Source organism: Salipiger sp. 1_MG-2023 (assembly GCF_030547555.1).
In the GTDB taxonomy this organism is placed as follows: domain Bacteria; phylum Pseudomonadota; class Alphaproteobacteria; order Rhodobacterales; family Rhodobacteraceae; genus Salipiger.
In genome coordinates this window covers 1-20756 of the sequence record NZ_JAUOQN010000038.1, presented here as the reverse complement: position 1 = coordinate 20756, position 20756 = coordinate 1, and the positions used below count along the sequence as shown (strand labels likewise).

The 20756-nt window shown below is 64.2% G+C and carries 19 protein-coding genes; 10 read left to right on the top strand and 9 right to left on the bottom strand.

All coding sequences use genetic code 11. The annotated features are described in order from the left end of the window. Positions 1–308 precede the first annotated feature (308 nt). From Q4543_RS16515 to Q4543_RS16495, 5 genes are all read left to right on the top strand, one after another. A complete protein-coding gene (locus Q4543_RS16515; RefSeq protein WP_216003650.1) occupies positions 309–1733 on the top strand; it encodes a circularly permuted type 2 ATP-grasp protein in 1425 nt (474 codons plus the stop codon). An 18-nt stretch (positions 1734–1751) separates the two neighbouring features. Beyond that, complete coding sequence (locus Q4543_RS16510; protein WP_216003651.1) at positions 1752–2705, top strand: alpha-E domain-containing protein; 954 nt, start codon at positions 1752–1754, stop codon at positions 2703–2705. Further along, a complete protein-coding gene (locus Q4543_RS16505; protein ID WP_303439999.1) occupies positions 2702–3532 on the top strand; it encodes a transglutaminase family protein in 831 nt (276 codons plus the stop codon). The genes Q4543_RS16510 and Q4543_RS16505 overlap by 4 nt, the downstream gene beginning before the upstream one ends. Positions 3533–3618: 86 nt before the next feature. Continuing rightward, positions 3619–4341: a peptidase gene (locus Q4543_RS16500; protein ID WP_303439996.1), complete on the top strand. Its 723-nt coding sequence runs from the start codon at positions 3619–3621 to the stop codon at positions 4339–4341. Positions 4342–4827: 486 nt separating this feature from the next. Continuing rightward, positions 4828–6477: a thiamine pyrophosphate-dependent enzyme gene (locus Q4543_RS16495; protein ID WP_303439993.1), complete on the top strand. Its 1650-nt coding sequence runs from the start codon at positions 4828–4830 to the stop codon at positions 6475–6477. A 3-nt stretch (positions 6478–6480) separates the two neighbouring features. Here Q4543_RS16495 and Q4543_RS16490 read toward each other — a convergent pair whose 3' ends face one another. Continuing rightward, the gene (locus Q4543_RS16490) at positions 6481–7101 is read right to left on the bottom strand and encodes a TetR/AcrR family transcriptional regulator (protein WP_303439990.1); all 621 of its coding nucleotides are present in this window, start codon (positions 7099–7101) and stop codon (positions 6481–6483) included. A 124-nt stretch (positions 7102–7225) separates the two neighbouring features. Here Q4543_RS16490 and Q4543_RS16485 point away from each other — a divergent pair, with 124 nt between their 5' ends. Beyond that, positions 7226–9262, top strand: coding sequence for an NADH:flavin oxidoreductase (locus Q4543_RS16485; RefSeq protein ID WP_303439987.1), 2037 nt, complete (start codon positions 7226–7228; stop codon positions 9260–9262). 1 nt (position 9263) lies between these two features. Here Q4543_RS16485 and Q4543_RS16480 read toward each other — a convergent pair whose 3' ends face one another. The 6 genes from Q4543_RS16480 to Q4543_RS16455 all read right to left on the bottom strand — a co-directional run bounded on the left by Q4543_RS16480 (position 9264) and on the right by Q4543_RS16455 (position 14346). Then, complete coding sequence (locus tag Q4543_RS16480; RefSeq protein ID WP_303439984.1) at positions 9264–9629, bottom strand: hypothetical protein; 366 nt, start codon at positions 9627–9629, stop codon at positions 9264–9266. 140 nt (positions 9630–9769) lie between these two features. Beyond that, entirely contained in the window at positions 9770–11041 is a 1272-nt protein-coding gene (locus Q4543_RS16475; protein WP_216003658.1) for a TRAP transporter large permease, read from the bottom strand. A 12-nt stretch (positions 11042–11053) separates the two neighbouring features. Then, entirely contained in the window at positions 11054–11548 is a 495-nt protein-coding gene (locus Q4543_RS16470; protein ID WP_303439981.1) for a TRAP transporter small permease, read from the bottom strand. A gap of 80 nt (positions 11549–11628) precedes the next feature. Next, positions 11629–12603 (bottom strand): C4-dicarboxylate TRAP transporter substrate-binding protein, encoded by a 975-nt coding sequence (locus tag Q4543_RS16465; RefSeq protein ID WP_303439979.1) that lies wholly within the window; start codon positions 12601–12603, stop codon positions 11629–11631. Between the two features lie 15 nt (positions 12604–12618). Further along, the gene (locus tag Q4543_RS16460; protein WP_303439977.1) at positions 12619–13356 is read right to left on the bottom strand and encodes a FadR/GntR family transcriptional regulator; all 738 of its coding nucleotides are present in this window, start codon (positions 13354–13356) and stop codon (positions 12619–12621) included. A 105-nt stretch (positions 13357–13461) separates the two neighbouring features. Beyond that, positions 13462–14346 (bottom strand): GntR family transcriptional regulator, encoded by an 885-nt coding sequence (locus tag Q4543_RS16455; RefSeq protein ID WP_303439974.1) that lies wholly within the window; start codon positions 14344–14346, stop codon positions 13462–13464. 107 nt (positions 14347–14453) lie between these two features. On the opposite strand from Q4543_RS16455, the gene Q4543_RS16450 reads away from it, so the two are divergent. Genes Q4543_RS16450 through Q4543_RS16440 form a run of 3 tightly spaced genes read left to right on the top strand, consistent with a single transcriptional unit; the run spans position 14454 to position 18041 of the window. Continuing rightward, the gene (locus Q4543_RS16450) at positions 14454–15449 is read left to right on the top strand and encodes a zinc-binding alcohol dehydrogenase family protein (protein WP_303439971.1); all 996 of its coding nucleotides are present in this window, start codon (positions 14454–14456) and stop codon (positions 15447–15449) included. Further along, on the top strand, positions 15446–16543 hold the full coding sequence (locus tag Q4543_RS16445) for a mannitol dehydrogenase family protein (RefSeq protein WP_303439969.1): 1098 nt from the start codon (positions 15446–15448) through the stop codon (positions 16541–16543). Before Q4543_RS16450 ends, Q4543_RS16445 begins: the two co-directional genes overlap by 4 nt. 1 nt (position 16544) lies before the next feature. Beyond that, positions 16545–18041 carry a UxaA family hydrolase gene (locus tag Q4543_RS16440; protein WP_303439966.1) on the top strand — a complete coding sequence of 499 codons (1497 nt, stop codon included), beginning with the start codon at positions 16545–16547 and terminating at the stop codon, positions 18039–18041. Positions 18042–18190: 149 nt separating this feature from the next. Here the strand turns inward: Q4543_RS16440 and Q4543_RS16435 are convergent, their stop codons facing one another. Continuing rightward, positions 18191–19477, bottom strand: coding sequence for an NAD(P)/FAD-dependent oxidoreductase (locus Q4543_RS16435; RefSeq protein WP_303439963.1), 1287 nt, complete (start codon positions 19475–19477; stop codon positions 18191–18193). 311 nt (positions 19478–19788) lie between these two features. Between Q4543_RS16435 and Q4543_RS16430 the strand changes: the two genes are divergently transcribed. Continuing rightward, positions 19789–20124, top strand: a complete 336-nt coding sequence (locus tag Q4543_RS16430) for a hypothetical protein (RefSeq protein WP_303439960.1) — start codon at positions 19789–19791, stop codon at positions 20122–20124. A 102-nt stretch (positions 20125–20226) separates the two neighbouring features. Here the strand turns inward: Q4543_RS16430 and Q4543_RS16425 are convergent. After that, positions 20227–20756: transposase (locus Q4543_RS16425; RefSeq protein WP_303439958.1), on the bottom strand; the 530-nt coding region annotated here is incomplete at its 5' end.

Here is a 20756-nt window from a genome sequence, read left to right as displayed (position 1 = left end):
GGTGCGAAACCCTCATAGCCGAGGGGCGGCGCGGCCCCACTTGAAATGGTGCCGGTCTCGCGGCGACGCGCGCGCAAGGTTATTTTCTGAGCGAAAATCGTGAAAATTGCTTTGAAAAAGTGCACACTTTAGATCACTGACTGGTGAAGTCTTCGACGAAAGGCCCTTTTTGCAGGACAGGATTCGACAATGGGTCACATCGCTCATTTTTTGGGCGACGCCATTGCCGCTGAAATGATTTTTCGGATGGGGGCTTTCCTCTCCCCGGCGAAACGTGGAATTTGAGGCTGGAGAATGAAGGGAAGACAATGAGCGCCAATCAAGCCCAGATCTTCAACGAGATGATGAATGGCGGCGATGTTCGCGCCGCCTATGCCAATCTCGAGAAGTGGTACCGTTCGATGCCGCCCGAATTACGCAACCTCAGGCAATCGGAGGCAGAGGCGCTGTTCCGCAGGATCGGCATCACCTTTGCCGTCTACGGCGAGGGGGAGGACCCCGAGAGGCTGATCCCCTTTGACATGTTCCCGCGGGTCATGACTGCCGAGGAGTGGCGCAAGCTCGACAAGGGTATCCGGCAACGGGCCGCGGCGCTGAACGCGTTTCTGTGCGACGTCTACGGTCGGCGCGAGATCATCCGGGCGGGCAGGATCCCCGAGCATCTGGTCACCAACAACGAGGCCTATGAAAAGGCCGCCATTGGCTTCATGCCGCCGCGCGGCGTGTTCAGCCATATCGTCGGCGTCGATCTGGTGCGCACCGGGCCAGACCAGTTCTACGTGCTCGAAGACAATTGCCGCACACCGTCGGGCGTCAGCTACATGTTGCAGAACCGCGAGATCATGATGCGCATGTATCCGCAGCTGTTCATGGAAAACCGCATTGCGCCGGTCGATGGCTATGCCAATGCGCTGAAATCGACCCTCGCCTCGGTCGCGCCGAAGAAATGCATGTCCGAGCCGAACATCGTCATCCTGACGCCGGGCCAGTTCAATTCGGCCTATTACGAGCACAGCTTTCTGGCCGACCTCATGGGGGTCGAACTGGTCGAGGGGCAGGATCTGTTCGTCGAAGGCGATTTCGTCTGGATGAAGACCACCGAAGGCCCGAAAAAGGTCGATGTGATCTATCGGCGGATCGATGACAGTTTCCTTGATCCGCTGTGTTTCCGCCCGGATTCGATGCTGGGCGTGCCGGGGCTGATGAATGTCTACCGCTCGGGCGGGGTGACGATCTGTTCCGCGCCGGGGGCTGGCGTGGCCGATGACAAGGCCATCTATACCTATGTCCCCGAGATGATCCGCTTTTACCTTGGCGAAGAGCCAGTGCTGGAAAACGTGCCGACCTGGCAATGCGCCAAGACCGACGATTGCAAATACGTGCTGGAAAACCTGCACGAGTTGGTGGTCAAGGAGGTGCATGGCTCTGGCGGCTACGGCATGCTGGTCGGCCCCAAGGCGGACAAGTCGAGCATCGAGGCCTTTGCCCACAAGATCCGGTCGAACCCGGAAAACTACATTGCCCAGCCGACGCTGGCCCTGTCGGCGGTGCCGACCTTTGTCGAGGAGGGGATTGCGCCGCGCCACGTCGATCTGCGACCCTATTGCCTTGTCGGCGAGAAGATCGAGCTGGTGCCGGGCGGGCTGACCCGCGTGGCCCTGACCGAAGGCTCGCTGGTGGTGAACTCGTCGCAGGGCGGAGGTGTCAAGGACACCTGGGTTCTGGCGGAATAAGGGCGGAAGGAAAACAACATGCTGAGCCGCACCGCAGATCACCTGTACTGGCTGGCGCGCTACATGGAGCGCGCCGAAACCACCGCCCGCCTGCTGGAAGTCGGCGCGCGCACCGCGCTATTGCCCGCGCCCTCGGGCGGCTATCGCAACGAATGGGAGGCCGTGCTGCAATCGAAAGGCACGCTGGACCAATTCAAGGAAAAATACGGCGAAACCAACCAGCGAAACATCGAAACTTGGCTGTTCTTCGATGCCGAGAACCCGTCGTCGGTGCTGTCCTGCATCAACGCCGCGCGTGAAAACGCGCGGGTGGTGCGCACCGCGCTGACCGTGCCGGTCTGGGACGCCATCAACACCGGGTATCAAGAGCTCCGGCAGCTTCAGCGCGTCGAACGCAGCAAGCTGATGACATCCGAGTTGACCGAATGGACGCTGCGCACCTGCCATCTGGTGAGCGGATGCCAGTCGGCGACGCAGCTGCGCAACGACGGCTATGCCTTCATGGGCATCGGCACCTCGCTTGAGCGGGCCGACAACACCGCCCGGCTGATCGATGTGAAATACTACGTGCTGCTGCCGTCGCTAAGCTATGTCGGCTCGGGGCTGGACCAGACGCAATGGGCGTTGCTGCTGCAATCCATGACGGCGCAGCGGGCGTTCAACTGGTCCTATTCGGGCGAGATTACCGCGCAGAAGATCGCGCATCTGCTGATCCTCAACCGCAAGTTCCCGCGCTCGCTGATGTCTTGCGTGAAATGGACCTGCGATCACCTCGACGATATCGCGCAGAACTACAGCACCGGAACGCAGGCGCAGGAGATGGCGCATCAGCTGCTCGAGGATCTGTCGCGCGCCACCGTCGACGATATCTTTGACGAGGGGCTGCACGAGTTCCTCGCGCGATTCCTCGCGCGCAATGCCGGGCTCGCGAATACCGTGCAGGACGTGTACCTGAGGGGGATTCCGGCGTGAAACTGACCGTTCGCCATACCACACGATATCGCTTTACAGAGCCGGTGCGGGGGGTTGTCCAGTCGCTGCGGCTTTGGCCCTGCGATTGCGCCTCGCAAAAGGTGCTGCGCTGGAACGTCGTGACCGAAGGTGCCCTGCGCGGCGCCGAATTCACCGACGGGGCAGGTGATCGCACCGCGCTGGCAAGCTGGCGCGGCCCGATCGACGCGCTGAGCGTCGAGGTAAGCGGCGAGGTCGAGACCTCCGATCTGTCCGGTGTGCTGCGCGCTCACCGGGAAAAGGGGTCCGCCTCGCTGTACCTGCGCGCCACGCGCCATATCAAGGCCGACAATGACCTGCGCGAGCTGTCGGCAGTGGCGCTTGCGGGTATGAACACCGCGAGCGATCTCAGCCGTGCCCATGCGCTGGCGGGGGCCATCGCCGATGCCATCGAATACGTGCCCGGCGAAACCCGGGCCCACACCACCGCCGCCGAGGCGCTGGCCGGTGGCAAGGGGGTTTGTCAGGATCACACCCACGCGCTGATCTCGGTGGCGCATGTGGCGGGGATTCCTGCCCGCTATGTCATGGGCTATCTGCAATCGAGCGAGGCGGGCAGCCCGCACGAGGCCAGCCACGCATGGGCCGAGCTGTTCGTTTCCGATCTTGGCTGGGTCGGATTCGATGCCGCAAATCGCTGTTGCCCGGATGAACGCTACATCCGCCTTGGCTCGGGATACGATGCGCAGGATGCTGCGCCGATCCGCGGGTTGGTGCAGGGAAGCAGCCCGGACGAGCATCTTGAAGTCGAGGTAGAGGTCACTGCCGAGCAGCAGCAGCAGCAATAGCGCATTCTTGTGATACGCATCGGCATTGCCCGATGCGTATCGGCTCTTTATAGCCTGTCCGGTGCTGGTCGTTCAGGGGAGTCGCGATGACCTATTGCGTAGGATTGCTGCTGGACGCAGGCATTGTTCTGCTGTCCGATACCCGTACCAATGCGGGTCTTGATAACATTGCGACCTATCGCAAGATGTTCCTGTTCGAGACTCCGGGCGAACGCGCCATCTGCATCATGACCGCTGGCTCGCTGTCGATCACCCAGACCACCATGGCGCGGCTCAACGATGCCATCGAGGATCCCGACAACGACCAGTCGATCCTGCGGGTGCCGACGATGCTGAAGGTGGCCGAGGTCGTGGGCACCATGCTGTCCGACGTGACCTCGGAGGTTTCGGCCAAGATGGAGCGGATGAGCCAGACCGCTTCGGCATCGATGATCGTGGCCGGGCAGCGCAAAGGCGGCCCGATGCGGATGTTCCTGATCTATCCCGAAGGCAATTTCATCGAAGCCACGCCCGACACGCCGTATCTGCAGATCGGCGAGCACAAATATGGCAAGCCGATCCTTGACCGGGTGATCGAACCGTCAACGTCCATCCTCGATGCGGAAAAAGCGGTTCTGCTATCGATGGATTCGACGCTGCGATCAAACCTGAGCGTCGGGATGCCGCTCGATTTTGCCATCATCGAGGCTGATAGCTTCAAGATCGGCGTGCGGCGTCGGATCGAGGCCGATGACGAAGGGTTCGCGCGGATGAGCCACGCCTGGTCAGACGCGCTGCGCAATGCGTTCCAGCAGATCGATCCGATCTGACAAGGGGCGTTGTGGGCGCCCGGCCTGAGCACGCTGGAATCCGCAATGCCAACGCAGAGGCTCGACCTTGTGCCCGATAGGCGAGGCCAGCAAGACGGGGTCATATCCCGCATCCTTGTGGCTGGATTGCTCGGAAGAACGCCTCTGTCCTGCAACCGTTTTGCCCCCGGCTGGTGTGAGCAAACGCCATCGGCACGTGCCATCCCGCCGGGACGATGCTGGAACGCGGTATCGTTGCACAGGGGGCGATGCGTTCGGCAGGTGGTCGACAGCTTCGAACCCGAATATTTCGGACGCGCGTTCGAGAGCGCTGCGGAAGGTGACATTCGCCTCAAGCAGCGCCGCGAATAGCGCAAGTCCCTGCTGGGGTCGCGGAAGGACGATGTGCGGAGGAGAGCAATCCGGTCTAGGCTCCCGGACACCCGCAGCGGGTTGCAGTGCACGCCCGAAGGTCTCAGAACTGAGGCAACGCAAAAGGAGCCTGACATGACACGCAACGGTGGACAGATGGTGGTGAGCTGCCTCGAGGCGCTGGGCGCGCGCCGTGCCTTTGGGGTGCCGGGCGAAAGCTATCTGGCGGTGCTCGACGCGCTGCATGACAGCGAGATTGCCTTTGTGAATTGCCGCCACGAAGGAGGGGCGGCGTTCATGGCCGCCGCCCATGGCAAGCTGACCGGACAGCCGGGGATCTGCATGGTGACACGCGGGCCGGGGGCCACCAACGCGGCGATCGGCGTGCATACGGCGGCGCAGGACAGCGCGCCGATGCTGCTGCTGGTCGGGCAGATCGGCACCGACATGCGCGAGCGCGAAGCCTTTCAGGAGCTGAATTACCGCGCCGTTTTCGGGACCATGGCAAAATGGGTCACCGAGATCGACGAGATCGCGCGCATCCCCGAACTGCTGTCGCGCGCCTGGACTGTTGCAACCAGCGGCCGCCCCGGTCCGGTGGTCATTGTGCTGCCCGAGAACATGCTGATGGAGACCACCGACGCGGCCCCCATCGCCGGGCCGATCCGCGTTCATCCTCCGGAACCCGCGGCGCAGGCGCTGAGCGATGCGAGGGCGCTATTGTCCGGCGCACAGCGGCCATTGATCCTCCTTGGCGGCGCACCTTGGGAACGCGCGGCCAGCGCCGCCCTGCAACAGTTTGCCGAGGCATCGGGCATCCCGGTGATCTCATCCTTCCGCTATCAGGACCAGTACGACAACCTCTCGCCGACCTTCTGCGGCGACGCGGGGGTGGGGATGGCTGCGGGGGTCAAAAGCCTGCTGCGCGAGGCCGACGTGATTTTGGCGCTGGGCACGCGTTTCGGTGAAAACATGACCGATGGCTACAGCCTGCTACAGGTGCCGCAGCCAGCACAGAAGATCATCCATGTGCATGTGTCCGATGCGGAAATCGGCAAGGTCTATCGCCCGGAGATCGGCGTTCATGCTTGCCCGCAGCGGTTTTCCCTCGCGCTTGGCGCGGGTCTTCAGGGCCCTTGGAAGGATTGGCTGGAAACCGCCCGCGCCGCCTATCTCGATGTCATCGACAAGGCACCGCAGCAGCCGGGGCCTGTCGATATGGTGGCCGTCACTGCGCATTTGCGCGAACGCCTGAAAGACGCCGATCTGGTGCTGACCAACGGGGCGGGGAACTTTACCGTCTGGTCCTCGCGCTTTTTCCGGTTCCGGCCGGGAATGCGTTTGCTTGCGCCGCAATCGGGGTCGATGGGCTATGGCTTGCCAGCGGCGGTCGCCGCCAAGCTCGAGCGTCCGCAAAGCACCGTCATCTGCTTTGCCGGGGATGGCGATGTGCAGATGACGATGATGGAACTGGCCACCGCGCGGCAGGCCGGCGCGGCCATCATCGTGATTGTTGTCAACAACGGCACCTACGGCACGATCCGCGCCCATCAAGAGCGCGAGTTTCCGGCGCGGGTCAGCGCGACCGACCTGTTGAATCCGGATTTCGCGGCCATCGCAACGGCTTGCGGCATGCATGGCGAAAGGGTGTCGAGCACGGAACAGTTTGCAGACGCCTTCGAGCGGGCGCTGGCCGCGCCGCATGGTGCGCTGCTGGAACTGACCGTTTCGAAAGAGGCGCTGACGCCTTACCGCACGCTGACCCAGATCCGCGAGCGCAGCTGATCCCTAGCGAAAATGCGCTTCGAAACGCGCGATATGATGCGGTTCGGCGTGCACACCGGCGTAAATCGCCACGTAATCGGGCACCCGTGACAGGCGGATGTCTGTCGTTTCGCTGACCCCAAGCGAAATATACCCCATCTGTGCAAGATAGACCGTGCGGGCGCGCACGTCGGCCGTGGCCGCAGGCACTCCAAAGCGCTCGAACATCGCGCAGATCGCCGCAAGCCGCGCGTCATCCGCCGACCGCACCCGCGCGGCGATCCGGTCATCGCCATGCGCCCATCCGCGCATCGCGAAGTCAAAGCGGGGCGGGAAGAGCGCCTCGTCGAGGAACGGCGTGAGCAGGTTCAGCACCGCTTCGGGCAAGGTCTCGGCATAGGACTCGCAGGCGGCCAGAAGCACGCCGGTTGTCTGGGTTTCCCACAGCTCCAGCAGGGCATCCAGCAGCGCCTGCCGGTCAGCGAAAAACCAGTAGAAACTGGTCCGTGACAGGCCAAGCCCGCGTGCGAGCGGCTGTATCCGAACCGCGTCGATCCCGCGCTCGACAAAGGCTTGCCGCGCGGCTTCAAGCCACAATTCGCGCGATCCGCGCCATCCGGTCTTGTCCTGATCTGTCTTGTCCATGCCCACAGGTTAGACCTGCCGCGCCTCGGCTTCAACGAATAATAGACAGATGTGAACTGAAACTTGACATAGGTGAACACTCCTCGCAACCCTGATCCCGATAGCCGCCAAGGAGAGCGCCCCGATGTCCGCCGACCCGCTTTTTCAGCCCTACAAGCTCAAGCATCTCGAGCTGAAGAACCGCCTCATGCTCAGCTCGCACGAACCGGCCTATGCCGAAGATGGCATGCCCAAGGAACGCTACCGGGCCTATCATGCAGAGCGGGCGCGCGGCGGCGTGGCGCTCACCATGACGGCGGGCTCGGCAAGCGTGTCGCGTGACAGCCCCCCGGCGTTCAACAATATCCTTGCGTGGAAGGACGAGGTGGTCGGCTGGATGAAGGCGCTGACCGACGAATGCCACGACCATGGCTGCGCGGTGATGATCCAGCTGACGCATCTGGGGCGGCGCACGCGCTGGGATCGGGGCGACTGGCTGCCCTCGGTTTCGGCGGGGCCGGACCGCGAGGTGGCGCACCGTGCCTTTCCCAAGGTTGCCGAAGACTGGGACATCGCGCGGCTGATCCGCGATTATGCCGATGCGGCGGAGCGGATGCAGGCGGCCGGGCTCGACGGTATCGAGCTGGAGGCTTACGGCCACCTGATGGACCAGTTCTGGACGCCGCTGGTCAACCGGATGGAGCCGCCCTGGGGCGGTGATCTGGGCAACCGGATGCGCTTTGCGCTCGAAGTGCTGGGCGCCATCCGCGCGCGTGTCGGCCCGGATTTCATCGTTGGCATCCGCTATTCGGCGGATGAATGCGAGGCGGGCGGGGTGAGCGCCGAAGAGGGCCGCGAGATCACCCGGCGATTGCATGACAGCGGGCTGGTCGATTTCCTCAACGTCATTCGCGGGCGGATCGACACCGACGCCGCGCTGACCGACGTGATCCCGGTGCAGGGCATGCGCAGCGCGCCGCATCTTGATTTCGCCGGGCAGGTGCGGGCGGCGACCGGGCTGCCAACCTTTCACGCGGCCAAGATTCAGGACGTGGCGACGGCGCGGCATGCGGTGGCGTCGGGTCTGCTGGATATGGTGGGGATGACGCGGGCGCATATTGCCGATCCGCATATCGTCGCCAAGATCCGGCGCGGCGAAGAGGATCGCATCCGGCCCTGCGTTGGCGCGAACTACTGCCTCGACCGGATCTACATGGGCGGATCGGCGCTGTGCCTGCACAACCCATCGACCGGGCGCGAGTTGGAACTGCCGCATGCGGTTGCGCGCTCTGATGCGCCGCGCCGGGTGGTGGTGATCGGCGCGGGGCCGGGGGGGCTTGAGGCGGCGCGGGTGGCGAGCTTGCGTGGACATGAGGTGATCGTGCATGAGGCCGCGCCGGGCGCGGGCGGGCAGGTGCGGCTGACGGCGCAGACCGCGCGCCGCGCCGAGATGATGTCGCTGATCGACTGGCGGCTGGCGGAATGCGATCGCGGCGGCGTGCAGTTTCACTACAACAGTTATGCCGAGGCTGCGACCGTGCTGGCGCATGACCCGGACGTGGTGATCGTCGCGACCGGCGGGATGGCGGCAGAGGAGGGGCTGCGCGCGGGCAACGAGCTTTGCGTCACCGCGTGGGATATCCTGTCAGGAGACGCGCAGCCCGGAAGCTCGGTGCTGATCTGGGATGACGCGGGCGATTTCGCCGCGTTGCAGGCCGCCGAGAAGATCGCCGCCACCGGCGCGTCGGTCGAGATCGTCACCCGCGACCGCAACATCGCGAGCGAGGTGATGTCGATGTCGCTCACCCCGTCGCTGCGCGAGCTGCAACGGCGCGACGTGCGCTTTACGCCGACATGGCGGCTGGATGCGGTGCGGCGCGATGGCAATGCGCTGATCGCCACTTTGGGAAGCGATTTCGGCGACATGAGCTGCGAGCGGCGGGTGACGCAGGTGGTGACCAATCTTGGCACGCGGCCCTTGGATGATCTGTATTTCGAGTTGAAACCGGGATCGGCGAATCTTGGAGAGGTGGATTACGAGGCGCTTGTCGCACTGGCGCCGCAGACGGTGGTGCGCAATCCCGAGGGGCGCTACAAGCTGTTCCGCATCGGCGACGCGGTCTCGTCGCGCAATACCCATGCGGCGATCCTCGATGCGTTGAGGCTGGTGCGCGTGCTTTGAGCTAACCGGCGCGGCGCAGGGGTTCATGGTCGGGCAGGAACGATGCGTTGCCATCCAGTGTCTGAACAACGCTTCGCCGCTTGCTGCGCCCGAGCTCTTGCGGCGGGGGCAGGGCCAGCACGTAGAACACGCCCAGTGCCGCGCAAAGCGCTGCGGTCAGCCCGGTCAGGATGCAGATGCCCAGCAGGTCGAGCCGTGCGGCGATGCCGCCGGGCAGCAGCGCCGCCGCCCCGATGGCCATGGGCACAGGCACAAGCGGCGCGGCAAGGGCGATCATCAGCGCCTGCCTCGTGCGCTGGTCGGGCGGGCGCAGGCCATGAGCTGTCAGCCACTGTGCACCCTGTGCCGGAACGCAACGCAATCGCATGGTGTCTTCTCCCGCATCATGACGGGAGCAGCATCGACCGACATGCTTAAAGTGAGGTTAAAATCCAGCCCGCCCAGCAAAACGCCGCGCCCCTTTCGGGACGCGGCGCAGTTCAGGACGCGGCGCAGGTGCCTAAGGTGTCAGACCAGCGCCAGCGAGATGAATGGCACGAAGGTCACCAGCATCAGCGCGATGAAGACCGCCAGAATGAAGGGCCAGCCGCGGCGCATGAACTCGCCAAACGGCGTGTCCGTCAGGTTGCAGGTGAGCAGCATCACCGTGCCCACCGGCGGCGTCAGCGTGCCAAGCGCCAGATTGAGAATCATGATGATGCCGAAATGCACCGGGTCGATGCCGAGCTGCAGCACAACGGGCTTGAGCAGCGGCACAAGGATGATCAGCAGCGCGTTGCCTTCGATGAACATGCCGAAGACCAGCAGGATCACGTTGACGATCAGCAGGAACAGCCACGGGTTCTGCGTCAGCGACATGATCCAGTCGGCCAGCGCCACCCCGGCCTGTTCCAGCGAAAAGATCCACGCCAGCGCCGAAGACATCATGATCACCAGCAGCACGGCAGAGGTCTGCCGGGCGGTCTGGCCAAAGGCGCTGGTCAGATCCGAGAATTTCATCTCGCGGTAGACGAACAGCCCGATGATCACCGTGGCGACGGTGGCGATGGCCCCGGCCTCGGTCGGGGTGAAAATCGCAAGGCGAATGCCGCCGATGATCACAACGATCAGCAGGAAGGCCGGCCAGGCCGCCGCCAGCGTGCTGCCGGTTTCCTTTGCCGTGGGCCGCGTGGTGCGCGACGGCTTGTGGCCTTCCTTTTTGGCAACCAGATACACCGCCCCGATCAGCAGCGCCGCGCAGAGCAGCCCCGGAAGGATCCCCGCCACGAACATCGATCCGATCGACACATCGGCCACGAGGCCATAGATGATCAGCGCGATGCCCGGTGGCAGGATCGGCGTGATCAGCGCCGAGGCGGCGGTGATCGCCGCGGCAGTGCCCCGGTTATAGCCAGCCTTGATCATATCGGGCACCAGCATCCGGCACATCATTGCCGCATCAGCAAGGTTGGACGCCGACAGCCCGCCCATCAGCGTCGAAAGCATGACGTTGGTATGGCCCAGCCCACCGGGCAGCCGCCCGACGATCAGGTCGGCAACCCGCAGCAGCCGCGAGGCGATGCCGGTGGTGCCCAGCAACGTGCCGAGCAGGATGAAGAACGGGATGGCCAGCAGCGACGGGTTTTGCGTTGGTGCGATCAGCCGCTGCACGGCGATCTGGATCGGCATCTGCGCAAAAATGGTGAAATAGGCGAGGATCGCCGCGAACATCGCGAGATAGATCCGCATGTTCAGTGCGAACAGCACGAACATGAAGGGGATGATGAGGAACCATTCCATGGGTGTCTTGCCTTAGATCTTGTCGCTGGAATCAGAGGCGATCAGCCCCGTGGACGGGTCTGCGCGCAGCAAGCGCCAGACCCGCACCAGTATCACCAGAGCCAGCGCGATGGCGCCCACGGTGACGGCGATGTCAATCCAGAACCAGCTGATCCGCAGGATCTGCGTTTTCTTCAGGGCGGCCTTGTCGGCCAGCTGATAACCAAGCCAGGCCATGTAGCCGAGCAAGCCCACCGAGACGAGCCCCACCCCAGCCTCAATCCAGCGGTTCACGCTGTCGGGCAGCAGCATGGTGCCGACGTCGATCCGCAGATGGCTATCCTCGATCTCGCAGCCGATGGCGCCAAGGAAGACGATCCAGATCATCAGGAATCCCGACATCTCCTCGACCCACTGGAACGGGGTGCCAAGGACGTAGCGCGCCACCACGGCTGCGGCGGTGATGCCGATCAGGGCCAGCACCAGAAGGCCGGCGAGCCAGGAGACGATATTGAAGGAAAGCTTCATGGCCGACCTATCTTGCAGGGGGGGGGATGGGTGTCCGCGCGGCGTGGGGATGGCTGTGCCGCGCGGACGGTTTCAGGCGTTTACTCTGCGAGCTGCGCCTGAATCTGGTCGTACAGGCCGTCGGACCATTCGGGGAACATGCCGTAGACCGCCATCGCCTTTTCCTTGAACGGCGCGGTGTCGGGGTAGGTTACGGTGACGCCCGCGGCCTTCATCTCCTCGAGGATCTTTTCATCCTGCGCGGCAGCGACTTCCTGACTGTAGATGCCAGCCTGATGGCCGGTCTCGTGCAGCATCTCGATCACTTCGGGGTCGAGCGTGTCGAAATAGGCCTGACCGCCAAGCCACAGCGAGGTGTTCTGCAGATAAGAGATCATCGACAGTTCCTTGGCCTGCTCGTGCAGCTTCTGGCCGTAGAGAACCGGCAGCGGGTTTTCCACGCCGTCGATCACGCCCTGCGTCAGCGCCGGGTAGACATCGCCCAGCGGCATCGGGGTGGGGGTGCCGCCCATCGCCTCGATGGCGCGGATCTGCATGATGTTGTTGGGCGTGCGGATCTTCATGCCCTGCAGATCTTCGGGGGTTTCGACCTTTTTCGTCGCAAGCAGCTGGCGCGTGCCATACAGGTAGTTCTTGATGACGATGTGGATGCCCTGCTCTTGCAGCGCGGCCTCTTTTTCCTTGAACCAGTCGGATTCGTAGATCTTGAACAGGCTCTCGGCGTCATCGGTCAGGAACGGCCCGAACAGGATGCCAAGGTCGGGGTCGTAATCGGTCAGGAAGCCGACATCGGCGATGGTGATGACATTGACGCCCAGCATCGCCTGCTCGATCACGTCCTTCTTCGCGCCCAGCTGCGAGGAGGGGTAGAGCTCCAGCACCACGTCGCCGTCCGAGGCTTCGGCGACAAGATCTTTCCAGTGGTTCATCACCATGTCGGCGGGCTCGCCGGGGTTGTTCTCATAGGCGATGCGCACGGTGGTCTCGGCCATCGCGGGCATGGCAAGCAGCATCGCGGTGGTGGCGCCCAGCAGGGATTTTGTCAGATGTTTCATGGTTCTCCTCCGGTTTTATTGTCGTGTCGTGGATATTCGTGCCTGCACCGGCCAGATCGAAATCGGCTCGGGGCGGCAATCGCGCGATGCCAGCCAGCTGGCCAGCACCTCGCCCGAATGCTGAAAATGGCCTGACAGGGCGGCGCTGAGCGCGCTGTCATCGCGGGCGACAAGCGCGGCGATGATCCGGTCATGGTCGGCCATGGATTTGTCGGTGTCCTGCTTTTGTGTCTTGCCGACCTCGAGGTAGTAGCGCAGCGGGGTCGCCAGCACGTCGTACATGCGCTTGAGCACCTCGTTGTTCGCCGCCAGCACCAGCCCGTAGTGGAAATCGTAGTCCGCCTGCGCGGCTTCGGCGGCGGTCAGCGCGGTGCCGATGCGATCATTGGCGGCGCGGATCGCGGCGATCTGGCTGTCGGTGGCGTGGCAGACCATCAGCGGGGCCGCGCCGGTCTCGTTGATGCGGCGAAAGTTCAGCACATCGGTAAAGCTGCGCGCCGAGGTGTCGAAGAACTGCGTCAGCTCTTGGAACATCACGCCGAAATCGGGTTTGCGCACACGGGCGCCGCGCTTGGTGCGTTCGATCAGCGACAGCGCTTCCAGATGGATGGTCGCTTCGCGAATGGTGTTGCGGGAGACGTCGAACCGCTCTGCCAGCTCGCGCTCGTTGGGCAGCAGATCGCCGGGGCGGAGCCCGTCGGCAATCTCGCGGCGCAGCGTATCGCGAATGTCCTCCACGGTTGATCGTGCCACCGGCTCCTCCTCAAGCGTCGTGACTTTGGTTGGACCATAGGGCCAAGTCAGATGGGGCGTCAAGCGGGGTTTGTGCGGTTATCGCCAACATCGCCGTGTCGGGCGTCACGTCATCGAGGCGAGAAGGGTCTTGCGTGCGGTTGTGAGATGGTCGTCGAAAAAGCCACGGGCAGCGTTGCTGTCGCCTTGCAGGATGGCCTGAATCACCGACAGATGTTCGCGGATCGCCGCCCGGTTCCGGGTGATCTCGTCGCGCTTGTTCCACTGGTAGTGATAATGCACGATGATCGAGATCCGATGCGAGAATTCGTCGAAGAAGCGGTTGTTCGCGGCTTGGCAGACAATGCGATGGAACCGGGCGTCAAGGGCGGGAAACTCGGACATCGCCGAATCGTCGCGCGCCAGAAGCGCGATGTGCAGCCGTTCCATCTCGCGGATCTCGGGCAGCGACGGGTGGGCGGAATCAGCGGTCAGGCAGGCCAGCGCGGCGCGTTCGATCAGTTCGCGCATGTCACACATCTCGACCGCATAGTCGCGGGTAAAGCCAAGAAACGTCCAGTGTTTGTTCGGGTTCTTCTCGATCAGCCCACTGGTCCTGAAATTCAGCAGCAGGTCGCGCACGGTGGCGGTGGGCACCTTGATCTGCCGGGCGAGGTCGGTTTCGTTGATGCGCGCGCCGGGGGCCAGGTCCGTGCGCAGGATCCATTCCAGAAACCGCGCTTCGGCGCGTTCCTGCGCGGGGGCGGTTTCCTCGGGGGCAAAGCGATCCTCGGGGCAGGGGGCGCGCAGCAATGTCTTGTCGCGCCCCTCCCACGCGATCACGCCGGCCCCGGCAAGATGCGCCAGAACCCCGCGCGCCGTGGTGCGACTGATCGACAGGCGCGCCGCCAGATCCGCCTCGGAGCCAAGCGCGTCGCCGGGCGTGCGGGTGCCAAGATGGTCCAGTGCGGCATTCACCGCCGCCTTGAGGGTCCGGTTCTCGCGCGACATGACTCGGCTCCTGTTCATTGGATCTTGCGAGGTATGGTATTTTATTTATAAAAGACCGTAAAGGTGGCGCGACTCCGTCTGCGCCCGGTGCCTATGGAGGATCCCCGATGACCGAGATGACCGCTCTTCTGTGCGACGAGCCCGGAACCCTGACCGTGGTGCGCCGCCCTCGGCCGCAAGACAAGCCGGGCCATCTGCGCCTTGCAATTCAGGCCATTGGCATCTGCGGCACCGATTATCACATCTATGGCGGCAACCAGCCGTTTCTTCAGTACCCCCGCGTGATGGGCCACGAGCTGAGCGCGCGCGCCATGGCCGACAGCGCAGATGGCCGCATCAAGGCCGGCGATCTGGTGGTGGTGAACCCCTATCTGACCTGCGGAACCTGTCGCGCCTGCGAGATCGGCAAGCCCAATTGCTGCGAGAACATCGCCGTGCTGGGCGTGCACACCGATGGCGGCATGTGCGAGGAAATCGTCGTGCCCGAGGCGAACCTGATCCCTGCCGGTGATCTGTCGCCCAAGGCCGCCGCGATGGTCGAATTCCTTGCCATCGGCGCGCATGGCGTGCGGCGCAGCGGCGTTTCGGGCGGCACGGCGCTGATCGTCGGCGCGGGCCCGATCGGCGTGGGCGCGGCGCTGTTCGCTGCCATCGCCGGGGCCAGCGTCACCCTGCGCGATACCTCGCCCGACCGGCTGCGGCTGGCGCAAGGCATCGTGCCGTCGGCGCAGATCGAACTGGTGTCCGAGGCGAGCGACACCGTTTACGACACGCTGTTTGACGCGACTGGCAACATCGGCGCGATGAACGCCGGGCTGAACTATCTCGCCCATGGCGGCAATTACGTGCTGCTGTCGGTGGTGAAGGGTGATCTAAACTTTGCCGACCCCGAATTCCACAAGCGCGAAACCACGCTGTTCGCCTCGCGCAACGCGCTGGACGTCGATTTCCAGCACGTGATGGATTGTATGGCCAAGGGGCTGGTCCCTGTCGACAAGATCGCCACCCACAGCACCAGCATCGACGGCGCGGTCAGTGACCTGCCGAAATGGGCGGCCGATCGGGGCACCGTGGTCAAGGCGATCATCGAGGTGGCCGCATGATCACCCCCATCGTGCAATTCGGAACCTCGCGGTTCCTTCAAGCCCACGCCGATCTGTTCTTCTGCGAAGGCAGGCCGGCGCGGGCGATCACCGTGGTGCAAAGCTCGGGCGACAGTGCCCGCGCCGCGCGGCTTGGGGCGCTGGCTGCGCCCGAGGGCTTCCCGGTGCGGGTGCGCGGCATGATGGACGGCGCGGTGCTCGACGAGGAGCGCCGGGTGACCAGCGTCAAGCGCACCCTGTCGACCGCGCTTGACTGGGCAGAGCTGTCCCGCGTCATTACGGAAGAAGCCGAGATTATCCTGTCGAACACCTCTGACTCCGGCTTCGACGCGCAGCCTGCCGACACCGAGGCGCGCCCGAGTCAGGCGATGAGTTACCCGGCCAAGCTGTTCCATCTGCTTTCCGCGCGCTTTGCGGCGGGCAAAGCGCCGTTGACGATCTATCCGATGGAACTGATCCCCGAGAACGGCACCATCCTGCGCGCCCGCGTGCTGGAGATCGCCGCGCAGCAAGGCGCCGACGCGACGCTGATCGACTGGCTGAGCGCTTGCCTCTGGGTCAACAGCCTCGTGGATCGCATCGTCTCGGAACCCATTGATCCGGTGGGCGCGGTGGCCGAGCCCTACGCGCTTTGGGCCATCGAGGCGCAAGAGGGGCTGGTTGCCCCGGTGGATCACCCGTCGGTGCAAATGGTCCCGGATCTGGAACAGATCGAGCGGTTGAAACTGCATATCCTCAACCTTGGGCACACGGCCATGGCGGCCTTCTGGATGGCGGGCGATGCCGATCCCGATGCCATCGTGCGCGAACTGCTTGCGGGCGAGGTTGGCGGCAAGGTCAAGGCCGTGATGGAAACCGAGGTGCTGCCCGGCTTTGCCCTGCGCGGCCTTGGGGACGAGGCGCGCGCCTATATGAGCGTGACGCTGGAACGCTTCGCCAATCCGTTCCTCGATCACCGCATCGCGGATATCGCGCAGAACCACGCGCAAAAGCTGGAGCGTCGCATCGGCGCCTTCCTGGCTTGGGTGCGCGAGGTGGACCCTGCCTTTGCCGCGCCGACGCTTGATGCGCTTTGCGCCAGAGAGGATGCCTGACATGGCTGCGCCGACGATCATGATTCTCGATCCCGCCGACACTGTTGCGGTGGTGCTGTCCGACATGGCAGCGGGCGAGACCCGCGAGGGCATCACCGCGGGCGCCGACATTCCGCGCGGCCACAAGGTTGCGCGCGTTGACATCGCGCAAGGGGCGCCGATCCTGAAATACGGGCAGCTGATGGCCGTGGCTTCTGCGCTGATCAAGGCGGGCGATCACGTGCATTCGCATAATTGCGCGCTGCCCGAGGGCGGCCATGCCCATAGCGCGATCGCCGCGCGGCTGCCCGAAGCCCCGTCGCGCCGGACCTTCATGGGCTATGCCCGCCCTGATGGGCGCGTGGGTACCCGCAATTTCATTGGCATCATGGCGTCGGTCAACTGTTCAAGCACCGTCTGCGACGCCATCGCCGCCGAGGCCAACCGCCTGCTGCTGCCCAAATACCCCGGCATCGACGGGTTCGCCCCCATCGTGCACGATCAGGGCTGCGGCATGTCCAACAAGGGCGAAGGCTTCGATGCGCTGGTACGCACGCTGAAAGGCTATCGCGATCACCCCAATTTTGGCGGTGTGCTGATCGTTGGTCTGGGCTGTGAGGTCAACCAGTTGACGCTGTACCAGCCCACCGACTGGACGCGCGAGCGCTTTCATACCTTCAACATTCAAGAGGTCGGCGGCTCGCGTTCGGCGGTGCGGCGGGCGGTCGAGCTGCTGGAGCCCATCGCGGCGGCGGCCTCGGGGGATGTGCGGACCGAACAGCCGGTGTCGAAACTGACGCTGGGCATGCAATGCGGCGGCTCTGACGGGTTTTCCGGCATCACCGCCAACCCGGCGCTTGGGGTGGCCTCGGATATGCTGGTCGCTGCGGGCGGCACCTCGATCCTGTCGGAAACGCCCGAGATTTTCGGGGCAGAGCATCTGCTGATCGCCCGCGCCGCGCCCGAAACCGGCGCAAAGATCGAGGCAATGATCGACTGGTGGCGCGACTATGCCGCAAAGAACGGCGCCTCGCTTGATAACAACCCCAGCCCGGGGAACAAGAAGGGCGGCCTGACCACCATCCTTGAAAAATCGCTGGGCGCGGTGGCCAAGGGCGGCATGGCGCCGCTGTCCGGCGCCTATGCCTATAGCGAAAAGATCGACACCAACGGGTTCGTTTACATGGACAGCCCCGGCTATGATCCGGTTGCGGCGACGGGGCAGGTGGCGGCGGGGGCGAACCTGATCGCCTTTACCACCGGGCGCGGCTCGTGCTTCGGGGCCAAGCCGGCGCCGTCGATCAAGCTGGCATCGAACAGCGATCTTGCGCGTTCCATGCCCGAGGATATCGACATCGATTGCGGTGTGGTGGTCGAAGAGGGCACCTCGTTGAGCGAGATGGGGCAACATATCTACGATCTGCTGCTCGACACCGCGTCGGGGCAAAAGACCGCCTCCGAGGAATTCGGCTACGGCGACAACGAATTCGTGCCGTGGAAGATCGGCGCGGTGCTCTGAGCGCCAGGCCAGAAGATACAGATCGGGGCGGTGCCGAAAGGCGCCGCCTTTTGGTTTTGCAGCAGCGGGGGTTTCACTCCACGCCCGGTGATCTGGTGGTGCAGATGCGGTCAGGCGCGGGCGTGCCGCGCGCCTGACGTTCAGCGGGCTTATTCCATGCTAGGGGCTTTTGGTACCGCCAGCCCCTGCTTGCCCTGCGTGATCAATCGCGCAGAACTTTGCCCGGTCGTATGCGACCAGAACCAGCTCCAGACCACGGCGACGCGGTTGCGAGTGCCGATCAGGAAGTAGATGTGGGCAAGGCCCCAGACCCACCACGCCAGCGTGCCCTTCAGCTTGATTCGGCCGAAATCGGCCACCGCAGCCTTGCGGCCGATGGTGGCAAGACTGCCTTTATGCCGATAGCGGAACGGCCCCGGCGCCGACTTTCCACAGATCCGATGCGCCAGAAGCCGGGCGACGTATTCGCCCTGCTGTTTGGCGGCAGGCGCAACCCCCGGCACCGGCTTGCCGTCGACGTTGGTGACCGCCGCCGTGTCGCCGATGACAAAGATCTCGGGATGCCCGGCGACCGTCAGGTCTGATCCGACGGGCACACGGCCCGCGCGGTCGCCTTCGACGTCGAGCCATTGCGCCGCGCGGCTGGCCTTGACCCCGGCGGCCCAGATCGAGGTGCGGGCGGGGATGCGTGCGTCTCCGATGGTGATGGCGTCTTCGTCGCAGGCGGTCACGGCGGTGCCGCACAGCACCTCGACCCCCAGCTTTTCCAGCGCCTGTTTGGTGTAGGCCGACAGGTCTTCGGGGAATGCAGCAAGCACGCGTGGCCCGGCCTCGACCAGCATGACCCGGGCTTCGCGGGTGTCGATGTGGCGGAATTCGCGCGGCAGGATGCGCTGCGCCAGCTCGGCGATGATGCCGACCAGCTCGACCCCGGTCGGCCCGGCGCCAACCACGGCAAAGGTCAGCAGCGCGGCGCGCTCTTGCGGGTCGGTGCTGCGCTCGGCGGCCTCGAAGGCCGACAGCATGCGGCGGCGGATTGCGGTTGCGTCCTCAAGGGTTTTGAGCCCCGGTGCGGCGGTCTCCCAATCGTCATGGCCGAAATAGGAATGGCGCGCGCCGGTGGCGAGCACCAGCGTATCGTAATGAATGGAGCCGCCGTCCTCAAAGCGCAGGGTCTGCGTTGCGGCATCGACGCCGGTCACTTCGGCCATCAGCGTTTCGACTTCGGGGCGGTCACGCAGCAGATGGCGCAGCGGCCATGCGATTTCCGAGGTGGGCAGGATCGAGGTGGCGACCTGATAGAGCAGCGGCTGGAAAAGATGGTGGTTGCGGCTGTCGACCAGTGTGATGCGCAGGTTGTCACCCTTCAGGTCGCGTACGCAGGCAAGCCCGCCAAAACCGCCACCAACCACCACGACGTGATGCTTCTTGTCCATGTTGCCCCAATGCTCCGATACTGCTGCCACCTCCCCTGACGCTGGGCTAGGGCAGAGCCGCGCGAAAGGCCAGAGGGGTTCGCCGCATGGCAGCATTGCTCAGCAAAACGTGAGCGTCGCATTGAGCTTTTCTCATAATCATGCGGTAATTCAATGCGCTGGATGCCGTTGTATGCAGCGCAAGATATCGGGATAACCTGACGCTCAGGTGAATTGTATCCTGCTGCCACTTGAGGCATTCTGTCCGAAAGCTCCTGCATGAGGAGGGCGCAAAGCCCCGTACGGAGCATTCGAGCGGAAGGAAGACACCCATGAGAGCTTTGAGCTGCGTTCTGGCGCTGAGCGTGGTCGCCGGTTGTGGAGGCGGCCAGCGCGAGACGCCGTCTGTGCGTTACGCTGTCGGGCCGATCAGCAACGCCTGCAATGCCAGCGAGCGGCGGGCAAGCAATCCGAGCCTGTGCGGCTGCATTCAGGCTGCGGCGAATGTCGAGCTGTCGAGCTCTGATCAGAGCCGCGCGGTGGCTTTTTACAGGGACCCGCACAGCGCGCAGGAGGTTCGCCAATCGGACCGCAAGCGCGACGAAGACTTCTGGAAACGCTATTCGGCCTATGTCGATCGGTCCGAACGGATGTGCAAAGGGCTTTAACAGGCCGCTGAAAAACTCCTGCTGTAAGGAACGTTTTCCCTTGAGCTGGCGTTCGATGCAGCTCGGTTCGCGAGGAGGCAGTCCGATTAGCCGCTTTCCGGCTCAGGCGGCGAGCAGTTTAGGCAGTCTCGCGAGGTTGCACGCCGCCATCGCAAGCGTGAAGCGGGCCCGCACGCGCTCGATGCCGCGATACAGGGTCTGCGCCATGCCACCGACGGTTTTGACCCAGCCGAATGGTTCCTCGATTTTCTTCCGGCGCCACTGTGACTTGGCGTAGCCGGGGTGCCGGGTGGTTCTGCCGTCGATGGCGGAGTGTCGGGACTTCTGGGCGACGTGCGGCGTGACCACCATCTGGCGCAGCTCGGCGACGAAGTCCGCGCTATCGTAACTGCGGTCTGCGGCTAGGGTCAGGCGCCGTGTCGATCCGGGTGAGTGGCGATGGAGCATGTCGATGGCGGCACGGCGCTCGGCGTACCCGTCAGCTTGCGTCAGTTCCGCCTGCACGATCAGGCCGGAACGGTTCTCCATCAGGCTATGCCCCATGAAGCACAGCACGGCCCCGGCGCCAGGCGACTTCTTGAACAGCCGGGCCTCTGGATCGGTCATCGAAGCGTGGGTCGCATTCGACCGCC